The organism is Mycobacterium sp., from assembly GCF_049683935.1.
In the GTDB taxonomy this organism is placed as follows: Bacteria; Actinomycetota; Actinomycetes; order Mycobacteriales; family Mycobacteriaceae; genus Mycobacterium.
Window position 1 is genome coordinate 1 of the sequence record NZ_JBAUJR010000288.1, and the last position, 12,876, is coordinate 12,876.

Genomic DNA, 12,876 nt, shown 5'->3' on the forward strand with positions numbered 1-12,876 from the left:
GCTGAGCCATATCGGCGTGTACCGGTCGGACTACCTGACGCTGCCGTCGGTGTTACCCGTCGCGATAGGCGAAACCACGTCAAGGCATCCAGAACTGGCCGAACCGCTGTCCCTCTTGGTGGCGGCGCAGACCGTGGGATCCGAGGTGGGTGTGCGACTGCAGCAGCTGTGTGGTGCTGCAACTGCGAAGGCGATGGAGGATTGCCTGTTCTACCGTGACGCCCGGTTGGTGTCGCTCAACGAAGTCGGAGGCGAGCCAGAGCATTTCGGCGTCAGTTCAGCGGAGTTTCACCAACGCGCCGCTGACCGCGCGGCGCTGTGGCCGACGGCGATGGCCACGTTGACCACCCACGACACCAAACGCGGCGAGGACGTCCGCGCCCGCATCGGCGTGCTCTCACAGGTTCCGTCCCTGTGGGGCGAACTCGTGCAGGGCTGGGAGCGCATCACCCCGTCACCCGACGCCGTCACCGGACTCTTTCTGTGGCAGAACATCTTCGGAGTCTGGCCTACCGATGGAGCGGTGAGCGCGGAACTTCGGGACAGACTGCACGGTTATACGGAGAAGGCGATTCGCGAGGCTGCCCTGCAGACCACGTGGAACGATCCCGACGAGCAGTTCGAGACCGCGGTACACACCTGGCTGGACTCGGTGCTCGACGGCCCCGTCGCCTCCGAGCTGACCGCCACGGTGTCCCGACTCGACCAACACGCTCGCGGCGACGCCCTCGGCCAGAAACTCATCGCGCTGACCGCCCCGGGTGTGCCGGACGTCTATCAGGGCACCGAACTCTGGGAGGACAGCCTGGTCGATCCGGACAACAGGCGTCCCGTCGACTACCCGGCCCGTCGCGACGCGCTTGCCGCCATGGAGCACCCGAAGATGCGCGTCGTCCGCGCAGCGCTGCGACTGCGGCGCGAGCGACCCGACACGTTCCTCGCCGGTGGGTACCGGCCGGTGCCCGCCGACGGCACAGCCGCCGAGCACATCGTGTCGTTCCGGCGAGGCGACGACGTGATGGTCGTTGCCAGTCGATGGACCGTCCGGCTGGCCGACAGCGGCTGGGATGACACCACTGTGACCGTGCCCGAAGGAGAATGGACCGACGTGCTGACCGGTATCACCCATCGTGGTCAGACCCCTGCAGCAGAGCTGTTCGGGGAGCTGCCCGTCGCGCTGTTGGTGCGCGCCGATGCCTGAGCACGAATTCGCGGTATGGGCACCGCGGCCCGATCGGGTCCGGCTCGACGTCGGCGGTCACCTGCACCCGATGACCCGCGGCGAGGACGGATGGTGGCGGTCTGTCGTTGATACCGCCCCGGATGCTCGCTATGGATTTGTCGTCGATGACAACCCCAAGGTGCTGCCCGACCCGCGCTCCGCGCGACAGCCCGACGGTGTGCATGACCGGTCCCAGTTGTGGCGTCCGACCGACGATGCGTGGACCGACGGTGACTGGCGCGGGCGCTCCATCGAGGGCGGGGTCATCTACGAACTGCACACCGGAACGTTCACCGCCGACGGCACGTTCGACGCGGCGATCGACAAGCTCGACTATCTGGTCGACCTGGGCGTCGACTTCGTCGAGGTGATGCCGGTGAACGCATTCGGCGGCACCCACGGCTGGGGATATGACGGCGTGCTCTGGTATGCCGTGCACGAACCCTACGGCGGACCCGACGGGCTCATCCGGCTGATCGACGCGTGCCACGCCCGGGGTCTCGGCGTGCTGATCGACGCGGTGTTCAACCACCTCGGCCCGTCGGGCAACTATCTGCCCGAGTTCGGGCCGTATATGTCCGCGGGGAGCAACCCGTGGGGCGAGTCGATCAACATCGCCGACGCCGACGCCGACGAGGTGCGTCGCTACATCCTGGACTGCGCGCTGCGGTGGATGCGTGACTTCCACGCCGACGGCCTGCGACTCGACGCCGTTCACGCCCTTGTGGACACCACGGCCTACCCGATCCTCGAGGAACTCTCCGCCGAAACCGACGCCCTGGCAACAGAAGTCGGTCGACCACTGTCACTGGTGGCGGAGAGCGACATGAACGACCCGAAGCTGATCACCCCACGCGATCGCGGCGGCCTCGGCATGACCGCGCAGTGGGACGACGATATCCACCACGCGATCCACTCCGCCGTGTCAGGCGAACGCCAGGGCTACTACGGCGATTTCGGATCGCTGGAAACGCTGGCTCAGACGTTGCAGCACGGGTACTTCCACGCGGGCACCTATTCGTCGTTCCGACGCCGGCGGCACGGAAGAGCACTGGACACCGCCACGATCCCGGCGACCCGCCTGCTGGCCTACACGCTGACCCACGACCAGGTCGGCAACCGGGCTATCGGTGACCGGCCCTCGCAGAACCTGACCACCGGCCAGCTCGCGATCAAAGCGGCCCTCGTCCTGGGCTCTCCGTACACGGCGATGCTGTTCATGGGCGAGGAATGGGCGTCGTCATCGCCGTTCCAGTTCTTCAGCTCGCACCCCGAACCCGAGTTGGCCAGGGCGACCGCGGAAGGCCGCAAGAAGGAGTTCGCCGAACACGGCTGGGATGCCGATGACATTCCCGACCCGCAGGATCCTGCGACGTTCCAACGGTCGAAGCTCGATTGGGATGAGGTCGACGAGGGTGACCACGGGCGGTTGCGCGGCTTCTACCGCGACCTGATCACGCTGCGCCGCAACGAGTCAGAACTCGGCGACCCGTGGCTGGATCACCTCCGGATCGATTACGACGAGAATGGGCGATGGTTCGTGATGCACCGCGGCACACTGTCGATCGTGTGCAACCTCGGTGAACAGCCGGTGGACGTCCCGGTCGGCGGGGAGGTTGTGTTGGCCTGGGAGGAACCGCAGGCAGTCGGTGACACCACCCGGCTGGCAGGGCATTCTGTCGCACTTCTCCGCGCTGCCAACTAGCTGTCCACAGGTTTCTGCCCTGTGGAGAACGCTCTACCAAATGATGTGGCCGCAGGCCCATCATTCAATCGTGAGACATCTCGAAGTCCGGCCAATCGAATCGTTCTCTCTCGCCAACCACGAGGCATTGATGCTGGTAGGGACCTTCAACTGAAGTGCTACCATGTGCTACATGGAACGTATCGGGCTGCGCGAATTGCGACAGAATGCGACTACGTACCTTGCGCGAGTGGCCCGGGGCGAGTCGGTTGAAGTGACGCTGCGTGGCCGGCTCGTCGCGCGCATCGTCCCGGCCGCTGCCGACACTTGGGAGGACATGATCCTTCGCGGCGAGGTCATCCCGGCGCAAGCCCCCGGGGACCTGTTGGAAGACCCGCCCGTCGACTACGGGTTCGACGCGTCCGCCGAGTTGCTGCGCCTCCGCGCGGACGAGCGCTGATGCAGCTGTATCTCGACACCTCGGCACTGGTCAAACTCGTTGTGGCCGAGGCAGAATCCATACCACTGCGCATGTATCTCGGCGACTTCACCGAGGACACTCGGATCACTTCGGCACTGGCCCGGGCTGAGCTGATTCGGGCGGTAGCCAGGCAGGGGTCAATGGAGATCATCCAGCATGCACGGCGCGTCGTCGGCGCGCTGGATCTGATCGCCCTGACCACCGCCGCCCTGGACAGGGCCGGCGAAATCCCGCCGCCGGAGATGAGAACCCTTGATGCCATTCATCTTTCGGCGGCGCTCGCGGCACCTGATCTTCGAGCGCTCGTCACTTATGACGCCCGATTGTCTGACGCGGCGAGGAATGCCGGGATCACCGTCGTTGACCCCCACTAGCAGGAGCAACTGAGCTCAGGTCAGATAGCGGTAGGTGGGCGAGCCCGGCTCGAGGAGCTCGACATGGCATTCGGAGGTCTGCATCCGTGCGACCAGCCCCTCGAGATCCGATGCCGACCCCATCTCGATGCCGACCAACGCCTCGCCGGTCTCGCGGTTGTTGCGCTTGACGTACTCGAACAACGTGATGTCGTCGTTGGGGCCGAGAACTTCGTCGAGGAACCGGCGCAGTGCGCCCGGTTCCTGCGGGAAGTCGACGAGGAAATAGTGCTTGAGCCCCAGATGAACCAACGACCGTTCGAGCACCTCCCCGTAGCGGGAGACATCATTGTTGCCACCCGAGATCAGGCAGACCACGGTGGATCCGGGCTGGATGTCGGCATCCAGCAGCGCGGCCACCGACAACGCGCCCGCAGGCTCGGCGATGATGCCCTCGTTCTGGTAGAGGTCGAGCATCGCAGTGCACACCGCACCTTCGTCGACGGTGGTGATCGACACCATGTCGCCGGCAGCCGACAGCGCCGCGAAGGGCAGGGCGCCCACCCGTGCGACCGCGGCACCATCAACGAACTGGTCGACGTGGTCGAGCGTCACCGGGGCTCCGTTGGCCAGCGCGGCCACCAGCGCGGCGGCCCCGGCGGGCTCGACGCCGAGCACCGACGTCGTGGTGGTGCGCTCCGCCAGATAGGTGGTGACGCCACTGATGCAGCCGCCACCGCCGACCGGAACGACCACCAGATCGGGTTCGGCGCCCAGTTGCTCCAGGATCTCCACCGCGATGGTGCCCTGCCCGGCCATCGTCCGCAGATCGTTGTACGGCGGCACGAGCGTGGCGCCGGTGCGCGCGACGTCGTCCAGAGCAGCTTCGGCCGCCATGTCGTACGTCTTGCCGCCGACGATCAACTCGATGAACTCGCCGCCGTGGTATCTGATCCGGTTGCGCTTCTGCTTCGGCGTCTTGGCCGGGACGTAGACGCGTCCGTGGATGCCCATCGACCGGCACGCCAGCGCGAAGCCCTGGGCATGGTTGCCGGCAGACGAACACACCACCCCGGCAGCCTTCTCCTCGGGGCTCAGCTGCATCAGCAGGTTGTAGGCACCGCGCAGCTTGTACGAGCGCACCGCCTGCAGATCCTCGCGCTTGAGGTAGACCTGTGCACCGGTGATCTCGGACAGCCGATCGCTGAGTTGCAGCGGCGTCTTGGACACCACGGCGGAAATCCGCCCGGCGGCCTCGTCGATGTCCGCGGCGCGCAACGGCGCCGCAGAACCGATTCGGGCACCATCGCTCAGCTCAGCAGACACCGCACCATGGTGCCACCGCGCGGCTCAACAGCAAAAATGGATTCTCCGGACCCGTTTGCGGGCGACGATCGGACTGCTCGAGGATGCGCCGCCGGTGCCGGGCCGATAGGTAGCCAGACTAGTAAAAATCGCCTGGCCATAACCGGTGTTTCGGGTGGCCGAAACCTGGCTTGCGAGCTATCGTCACTACATGACCACCGCCGAACAGTTCCGGGACGAAGCAGCACGTCCGGCCTCGACGGTCTCGATCGCCGGAGTCCCGTGGCCCGCCTACAAGGTGATCGCGTTGTTGGTCGGTCTGCTGGTGTTCGCGGTGGTCGCCGTGGTGACCACCGCCGCGGCTCCCGCAGTGCTCAGCGGCGCCGGGGTCGGCGCGTTGGTGTGGCTCGGTCTGGGTTTCGCCGCCTCCACCGACTGACTTTTCGCCCCAGGCTGCGCAGCCCCCACACTGATCCGGATCGAACGGGCCGTCGGCGTGCTCAGCTGACGCGACCCGGGGTGCTCAACCGCCCAAGCACCCTGGTCCCAGCAGCGCCTTGAGGTCGCCCATCAGGGCCGAGGACGGAGTCACCCGCAGCGACTGGTCCAACTCCAGCGTGGTGATGCGCTCACCGCTGATCAACCGCAGATGCACCTGAGCAGTTCCCGGATGACGTGCCAGCACCTGTTTGAGGGCGCTGACCTTGTCCACCGTGCACTGCCGCGTCGGCAGGCTCACCGCCACCGGCCGATTGACCTGGGCACTCGAGAAGTCCGGAACCACGAGCTCGTTGGCGATCAGCGAAATGCGATCGTCGCGGATAGCCACCTTGGCGCCGACCAGAACGACGACGTCATCGGCGATCTCGGCACCGAACATCGAGTAGGTCTGCGGGAAGAAAAGCACCTCGATACCGCCGGTGAGATCCTCCAATTGCGCTGACGCCCAGGGCAATCCGTTCTTGTTGACCCGGCGGTTCACCGAGGCGAGGATTCCGCCGATACGCACCTGGGTCTCGTTGGCGACGTCACCGGCCAGGATCGCCGGGATCGCGGTGTCGACCTGGGCGGCCAGCAGATGGGCGATGCCGTTGAGCGGATGACCCGACACGTAGAGCCCGAGCATCTCACGCTCGAGGGCGAGCTTGTGCTTGTCCTCCCACTCCTCGTCGGGAACCTTGATGGTGAACACCGCATCCGTGCCTGCGCCGTCTTCGGAGCCGCCACCGAACAGGTCGAACTGCCCGATCGCCTCGGCTTTCTTGGTGCCCAGCACCGAGTCGACGGCGTCGGTGTGCACGAGGAAGAGCCCTTTGCGGGGGTGTCCGAGCGAGTCGAAGGCCCCTGCCTTGACCAGCGACTCGGTCACCTTCTTGTTGCAGGCCGCGATGTCGATCTTGTTCAGATAGTCCGAGAAGTCGGTGTACTTGCCCTTCTCCGTGCGGGTGTTCACCAGTGAGGCAACAACATTGGCGCCGACGTTGCGTACCGCGCCGAGCCCGAAGCGGATGTCGGTTCCGACCGAGGCGAAGTTGTGCGCCGACTCGTTCACGTCGGGCGGTAGCACTGTGATGCCCAGGCGGCGGCAGTCCGCGAGGTAGACCGCGGCCTTGTCCTTGTCGTCACCGACGGAAGTGAGCAGGCCCGCCATGTACTCGGCCGGATAGTTGGCCTTCAGGTACGCCGTCCAGTACGACACCAGGCCGTAGCCGGCGGCGTGCGACTTGTTGAACGCATAGTCGGCGAACGGCAGCACGGTGTCCCACAGCGCCTTGACGGCCGCCGCCGAGAAGCCGTTGGCCTTCATCCCCTCGGAGAAGCCCTCGAATTCCTTCTCCAGCACCTCGCGCTTCTTCTTGCCCATGGCCTTTCGCAGGATGTCGGCTCGGGCGAGCGAGTAACCGGCCACCTTCTGCGCGATGCGCATGATCTGCTCTTGGTAGACGATCAGGCCGTAGGTCTCTGCCAGGATCTCGCGCAGCGGTTCCTCGAGCTCCGGATGGATGGGCTTGATCGCCTGGCGGTTGTTCTTGCGGTCGGCGTAATCATTGTGGGCGTTCATCCCCATCGGACCGGGACGGTAGAGCGCGATGACCGCAACAACGTCCTCGAAGCCGGTGGGTTGCATCCGCCGCAGCAGGTCACGCATCGGGCCGCCGTCGAGTTGGAACACCCCGAGGGTGTCACCGCGGCCGAGCAGTTCGTACGCCGCCGGATCGTCGAGCGGCACGGTGTCCAGGTCGAGGTCGATGCCGCGGTTGGCCTTGATGTTCTCCAGGCAGTCACCGATGATCGTCAGGTTGCGCAGCCCCAGGAAGTCCATCTTGAGCAGGCCGATGGCCTCACACGACGGATAGTCCCAGCCGGTGATGACCGCGCCGTCCTGCGGGCGCCGCCACAGCGGGATCGAATCGATGAGCGGCTCGGAACTCATGATCACCGCGCAGGCATGTACACCGGCGTTGCGCACCAGCCCCTCGAGGCCGCGGGCCGTCTCGTAAATGGTCCGCACATCCGGATCGGTGTCGATCAGGCCGCGCACCTCGGCGGCCTCCTTGTACCGCTCGTGGTTGGGATCGGTGATGCCGGACAGCGGGATGTCCTTGGCCATGATGGGTGGCGGCAACGCCTTGGTGATCCGGTCGGCGATCGCGAACCCGGGTTGCCCGTAGTTGACGCGGGCCGAATCCTTCAGCGCCGCTTTGGTCTTGATGGTGCCGAAGGTGATGACCTGAGCCACCCGGTCACTGCCCCACCTGTTGGCGGCATACCGCAGCATCTCTCCGCGGCGGCGGTCGTCGAAGTCGATGTCGATGTCGGGCATCGACACCCGCTCGGGATTGAGGAACCGCTCGAACAGCAGCCCGTACGGGATCGGGTCGATGTTGGTGATGCCCATGGCGTAGGCGACCAACGAGCCGGCCGCCGACCCACGGCCCGGCCCCACCCGGATGTCGACCGATCGCGCGTAGTTGATCAGGTCGGCGACGATCAGGAAGTAGGACGGATAACCCTTCTCGCAGATCACCTTGATCTCGAAGTCGGCCCGGTCCGTGTACTCCTGCGGCACGTTGGAGGGGAACCGGCGCTCCAGCCCGGCGGCGACCTCGTGACGCAGCCATGTCTCCTGCGTGTGCCCCTCGGGCACCGGGAAGATCGGCATCCGGTCGCGGGGCTCCCACACATCGGAGTAGGACTGCACCCGCTCGGCGATGAGCAGCGTCGAATCACAGGCTCCTGGCACGTTGTCGTCCCACAGTGCCCGCATCTCGGCGGCGGACTTGAGGAAGTAGCCGTCACCGTCGAACTTGAAGCGGGTGGGATCCGACAGTGTCTTGCCGGTCTGCACGCACAGCAGCGCCTCGTGGTTGCGGGACGCGTCACGGGTGACGTAGTGGCAGTCGTTGGTCGCCAGCGGCGGGATGCCCAGTTTCCTGCCGACCTCGATCAGCCCCTCGCGGACCCGGCGTTCGATGTCGAGGCCGTGGTCCATCAGTTCCAGGAAGAAGTTGTCCGGCCCGAAGATCTCCCGCCACTTGGCGGCAGCCTCCAGCGCCTCGCGCTCGTGGCCCAGGCGCAACCGGGTCTGCACCTCACCGGACGGGCAGCCGGTGGTGGCGATGATGCCCTGGGCGTGTTCGGCGATGATCTCGGCGTCCATGCGTGACCACTTGCCGAGCTGACCCTCGAAAGAGGCCAGCGAGGACAGCTTGAACAGATTGCGCAGGCCGGTGGCGTTCTCGGCGACCATCGTCATGTGGGTGTAGGACCCGCTGCCGGAGACGTCGTCGCTCTTCTGGCCCGGGTCGCCCCAGAGCACGCGCTTGGTCTCGAAGCGCGACGCCGGGGCGATGTAGGCCTCCACGCCGATGATCGGCTTGATGCCCACCTCGGTCGCCTTGGTGTAGAACTCGCTGGCGCCGAACATGTTTCCGTGATCGGTCATCCCCACGGCGGGCATGTCCAGCCGCTGGGCCTCGGCCAGCATCGGGCTGATCTTCGCGGCACCATCCAGCATCGAGTACTCGGTGTGGTTGTGCAGGTGAACAAAAGACCCTGTGGACCGCAAGTCTGAACCGCTCATAGGGACGCCAGTCTATGACCGGCCACCGACAGCGCCCGGCGTGTCGGGGTGCGTGTCTCAGCCCGTTCGGTTCACGCGTCGACCGGAGCTTCGATCCGCTCGCTCAGCAACCCGTTGTCGAACACATCCAGCAATTGCCTGGCAATCGCCGGGGACTCGCCGGCATCGACGAAGGCGGCGTGAAATGCCATGCCCCAGAACAATGCCGCCAACATGTCGGCCACGGCACGAGGGTCCATGTCGGGTGCCAATTCACCGCGGGCGATCGCCTGCACCACGATCGACTGGTAGAAACCGTGCACCGTGGCCACCACGGCATCGGCCGCGTCGTGGCGGTGCCTGTCGTGCTGGTGTTCGAGCCTCGCGGCCACCAGGAACCGCATGGTCGCCCCGTCGGTGCCCAGCAATTGCTGCATCGCCTCGATGAACACCGTCAACTGCTGCCGAAGCCCCACTTCACGTTGCGCGGCGACCGCACATTCGGCCACCAGCGCGTAGGTCTGCCTGAGCAGGATCTCGTACACCTGCTCGCGGGTGGCGAAGTAGTAGTGCAACGTCGGGCGGCTGACCCCGGCGCGGAGCGCGATCTGCTGGAACGTCGTTGCGCGGTAACCGCGTTCGGCGATGACCCGGCGGGCTGCGTCGAGGATGCGCAGACGCGTCGCCTCGGAGTCGGCGCCTACCGGGCGACCACGTCCTCGAACTCGGGACCGGTCCGCCGGCTCGCTGTCCACGAGCAAACGTTATGGCATAGCTGACAGTGGGTCAATCGGCGATCTTGCAAATTTTTTACACCGTGGATGGTTCGGTCCTGCGCCCGACACGCGCGCGACGCACCGCGTCGACTGTGAACACCCCGAGCGCCAACCAGATCAATCCGAACCCCAACCACCTCGCGGGCGGCATCGGTTCGTGGCCGACCAGGACCCCCCAGGTCAACTGCATCGCCGGTGTCATGTAGAACAGCAGCCCCAGGGACACCATCGCCAGGCGCTGCGCGGCGGCGGCGAACAGCAGCAGCGGTAGCGCCGTGAGCACCCCCGCGAGAATCATCAGGACGACGTGCCCGGTGCCGTGGCCGGTGAAGGTGCCGTCTCCGGTGACCTGTAGGAAACCCACATAGGCCAGCGCGAACGGGGCCGCGATCGCCGCTTCGATCCCGACGCTGACCCGCGGGTCGGTGGGCACCAGCTTCTTGACCGCGCCGTAGAGCCCGAACGACAGCGCCAGCCCGAGACCGATCACCGGTGGCGATCCCACGTTCACCGTCAGAACCACCACCGCGCTGACTGCGATCACCAGCGCAACAAGCTGCCAGGCGTTCAATCGCTCCCGGAAGATCAGCAATCCGAGCGCGATCGACACCAGCGGGTTGATGAAGTACCCGAGGGCGGCGTCGACGACGTGACCGTTGTTGACGGCGTAGACGTAGATCACCCAGTTGACCGAGATGAGCGCCGCCGCCGCGGTCAGCAGCAGCCAGACACGTCCACTGATCACCTTGAGGTCACCGAACCGTCTGACCACAGCGACGACCACCACCATGAGCAGGAAGCTCCAGATGATCCGGTGGGCCAGCACCTCGACCGCGCCCGCCGGCTTCAGCAGGGGAAAGAACGCCGGGAACAGCCCCCACATGCCGTAGGCGCCGACACCGAAGAGCAGCCCGGACCTCACCGGTGCTGATCGCGCAATACGTCCAGCGCGTGCTGCAGATCGGCCGGATACGGACTGGTGATCTCCACACGCCTCCCGTCAGCCGGATGAGCGAAAGCCAGGGACCGGGCGTGAAGCCACTGCCGCTCCAACTGAAGCTTTTTCGCCAGGGTCGGATCGGCACCGTAGGTGAGGTCACCACAGCACGGGTGGTGCAACGCGGCGAAATGGACCCTGATCTGATGGGTGCGCCCGGTCTGCAGTTCGACGTCGAGCAGGCTTGCCGCCTGGTGGGCCTCCACCGTGTCGTAATGGGTGATGCTGTTCCTGCCGCCTTCGACGACAGCGAACTTCCAGTCGTGCCCGCGGTGCCGGCCGATCGGAGCGTCGATGGTTCCGCTGGTCGGGTCGGGATGACCCTGCACCAGGGCGTGGTAGCGCTTCTCGACGGTGCGCTGTTTGAACGCCCGCTTGAGCACGGTGTACGCCCGCTCGGACAGCGCTACGACCATCACTCCGGACGTGCCGACATCGAGTCGGTGCACGATCCCCTGTCGTTCATGGATCCCCGAGGTGCTGATCCGGAAGCCCGCAGCTGCCAAGCCTCCGAGCACCGTCGGACCGTGCCAGCCGACGGTGGCGTGCGCCGCCACCCCCGGGGGCTTGTCGACGGCGACGATGTCGTCGTCGGAGTAGAGGATCGCCATGCCCTCGATATCGACCGGCGTGTTCTCCACCGCTGCCGGCGCCTCGGGTAGCCGCACTTCCAGCCACGCGCCCGCGGTCAGCTTGTCGGACTTGCCCGCACGGGCACCGTCGAGTTCGACCCCGCCGTCCTCCGCCAGCGCGGCGGCCGCGGTGCGCGACAGCCCGAGCAGCCGGGCCAGACCGGCGTCGACACGCATGCCGGCCAGACCTTCGGGAACCGGCATGGAACGGGTGGTCATCTGTCTCCGGCTTCGGCGTCCGGCTTGCGCCGGCCATTGGTGTCGAAGTCGAAACCGAACAGCGACAGCACAACCAACAAGCTCGCCCCGCCCACGACCGAGGGGTCGGCCACGTTGAACACCGGCCACCATCCGATGGACAGGAAGTCCACCACGTGACCGCGCAGCGGCCCCGGTGAGCGGAAGAAGCGGTCCACGAGGTTGCCCATCGCACCGCCGAGGATCATGCCGAGTCCGAGCGCCCACCACGGGGACACCAGACGGCGGCCCATCCAGATGATCCCGAACACCACCCCCGTCGCGACCAGGGTGAGCACCCAGGTGTAGCCGGTCGCCATCGAAAAGGCCGCCCCGGAGTTCCGCACCAACGTCCACGTCACGGTGTCGCCGATGATCGAGACCGGCTGACCGGGTGTCAGCAACCGGACGGCGAGCACCTTGGTGACGATGTCGAGGATCAGAATCACCGCCGCGACAGCGAGCAGGAGGCGCAGCTGTCGCCGGGGCTTGGCCTCCGCCGGCTCGGCGGGCTCGCCACCGGCGGCGGGCCCTACCGGGCTCGATGATTCATCAGTCACGCCCCCATCCTCTCAAAGCACCGGTGGGGAACAATTCCACCCATGCCTCGTCTCGTCGTCATAGCCACCGGTGGGACGATCTCGACAAGCGCGGACGCCGACGGCGTGAAGCGTCCCTCCCGCACCGGAGCCGACCTCACGGAGGGTCTGGACGTCGAGGTCGTCGATGTGATGTCGGTGGACAGCTCGCAGCTCACCCCGCCCGATTGGGACCGGATCGCCGCGGCCGTGCGATCGGTGGCCGACGACGCCGACGGCATCGTCGTGACGCACGGCACCGACACGATGGAAGAGACAGCGCTGTGGCTCGAGCTCACCTACGACGGCGCGACACCGGTCATCCTGACCGGCGCCCAACGCAGCGCCGACGCACCTGATTCCGACGGACCGTCGAACCTACGGGAAGCGCTCGCCGTCGCCGCCCACCCGGACACCCGCGACCTCGGTGTCGCCGTGAGCTTCGCCGGGGCGGTGTTCGAGCCCCTCGGCCTGCACAAGGTGGCCACCGCCGACCTGCAGGGCTTCGTCGGCCGCCCGGTGGGGCCGGTGAAGGACCGGCCCTTCCT

At 66.4% G+C, this 12,876-nt stretch carries 12 protein-coding genes; 6 read left to right on the plus strand and 6 right to left on the minus strand.

Annotated elements, in window-relative coordinates; all coding sequences use genetic code 11:
• The 4 genes from WA965_RS16835 to WA965_RS16850 all read left to right on the plus strand — a co-directional run.
• The coding region (locus tag WA965_RS16835) for a malto-oligosyltrehalose synthase (RefSeq protein WP_526447837.1) at positions 1–1,201 on the plus strand (1,201 nt) is incomplete at its 5' end.
• Positions 1,194–2,927 (plus strand): malto-oligosyltrehalose trehalohydrolase, encoded by a 1,734-nt coding sequence (gene treZ, locus WA965_RS16840; RefSeq protein ID WP_526295642.1) that lies wholly within the window; start codon positions 1,194–1,196, stop codon positions 2,925–2,927. The genes WA965_RS16835 and treZ, both read left to right, overlap by 8 nt.
• 172 nt (positions 2,928–3,099) lie before the next feature.
• Positions 3,100–3,366, plus strand: a complete 267-nt coding sequence (locus WA965_RS16845; protein WP_526295640.1) for a type II toxin-antitoxin system Phd/YefM family antitoxin — start codon at positions 3,100–3,102, stop codon at positions 3,364–3,366.
• Positions 3,366–3,761, plus strand: a complete 396-nt coding sequence (locus WA965_RS16850; RefSeq protein WP_526295638.1) for a type II toxin-antitoxin system VapC family toxin — start codon at positions 3,366–3,368, stop codon at positions 3,759–3,761. Before WA965_RS16845 ends, WA965_RS16850 begins: the two co-directional genes overlap by 1 nt.
• A gap of 15 nt (positions 3,762–3,776) precedes the next feature.
• On the opposite strand, the gene ilvA is transcribed toward WA965_RS16850, so the two are convergent.
• On the minus strand, positions 3,777–5,066 hold the full coding sequence (ilvA, locus tag WA965_RS16855) for a threonine ammonia-lyase IlvA (RefSeq protein WP_526295636.1): 1,290 nt from the start codon (positions 5,064–5,066) through the stop codon (positions 3,777–3,779).
• 190 nt (positions 5,067–5,256) lie between these two features.
• On the opposite strand from ilvA, the gene WA965_RS16860 reads away from it, so the two are divergent.
• On the plus strand, positions 5,257–5,484 hold the full coding sequence (locus WA965_RS16860; RefSeq protein ID WP_526295634.1) for a hypothetical protein: 228 nt from the start codon (positions 5,257–5,259) through the stop codon (positions 5,482–5,484).
• Between the two features lie 84 nt (positions 5,485–5,568).
• Here WA965_RS16860 and dnaE read toward each other — a convergent pair whose 3' ends face one another.
• The 5 genes from dnaE to lspA form a co-directional block, all read right to left on the minus strand.
• The gene (gene dnaE, locus WA965_RS16865) at positions 5,569–9,129 is read right to left on the minus strand and encodes a DNA polymerase III subunit alpha (RefSeq protein WP_526295632.1); all 3,561 of its coding nucleotides are present in this window, start codon (positions 9,127–9,129) and stop codon (positions 5,569–5,571) included.
• Between the two features lie 71 nt (positions 9,130–9,200).
• On the minus strand, positions 9,201–9,863 hold the full coding sequence (locus WA965_RS16870; protein WP_526295630.1) for a TetR/AcrR family transcriptional regulator: 663 nt from the start codon (positions 9,861–9,863) through the stop codon (positions 9,201–9,203).
• A 55-nt stretch (positions 9,864–9,918) separates the two neighbouring features.
• Complete coding sequence (rarD, locus tag WA965_RS16875) at positions 9,919–10,806, minus strand: EamA family transporter RarD (RefSeq protein WP_526295628.1); 888 nt, start codon at positions 10,804–10,806, stop codon at positions 9,919–9,921.
• Positions 10,803–11,732, minus strand: coding sequence for an RluA family pseudouridine synthase (locus tag WA965_RS16880; protein ID WP_526295626.1), 930 nt, complete (start codon positions 11,730–11,732; stop codon positions 10,803–10,805). The genes rarD and WA965_RS16880 overlap by 4 nt, the downstream gene beginning before the upstream one ends.
• Complete coding sequence (gene lspA, locus WA965_RS16885; protein ID WP_526447839.1) at positions 11,729–12,310, minus strand: signal peptidase II; 582 nt, start codon at positions 12,308–12,310, stop codon at positions 11,729–11,731. The genes WA965_RS16880 and lspA overlap by 4 nt, the downstream gene beginning before the upstream one ends.
• Positions 12,311–12,352: 42 nt before the next feature.
• Here lspA and WA965_RS16890 point away from each other — a divergent pair.
• A partial coding sequence (locus tag WA965_RS16890; protein ID WP_526447841.1) for an asparaginase domain-containing protein occupies positions 12,353–12,876 on the plus strand: 524 nt, incomplete at its 3' end.

What these genes read in the sequence shown, in the direction of transcription:
- WA965_RS16860 (WP_526295634.1), top strand. Translation starts at nt 5,257, where the DNA reads ATGACCACCGCCGAACAGTTCCGGGACGAAGCAGCACGTCCGGCCTCG.
- WA965_RS16880 (WP_526295626.1), bottom strand. Translation starts at nt 11,732, where the DNA reads ATGACCACCCGTTCCATGCCGGTTCCCGAAGGTCTGGCCGGCATGCGT.
- WA965_RS16845 (WP_526295640.1), top strand. Translation starts at nt 3,100, where the DNA reads ATGGAACGTATCGGGCTGCGCGAATTGCGACAGAATGCGACTACGTAC.
- treZ (WP_526295642.1), top strand. Translation starts at nt 1,194, where the DNA reads ATGCCTGAGCACGAATTCGCGGTATGGGCACCGCGGCCCGATCGGGTC.
- WA965_RS16850 (WP_526295638.1), top strand. Translation starts at nt 3,366, where the DNA reads ATGCAGCTGTATCTCGACACCTCGGCACTGGTCAAACTCGTTGTGGCC.
- dnaE (WP_526295632.1), bottom strand. Translation starts at nt 9,129, where the DNA reads ATGAGCGGTTCAGACTTGCGGTCCACAGGGTCTTTTGTTCACCTGCAC.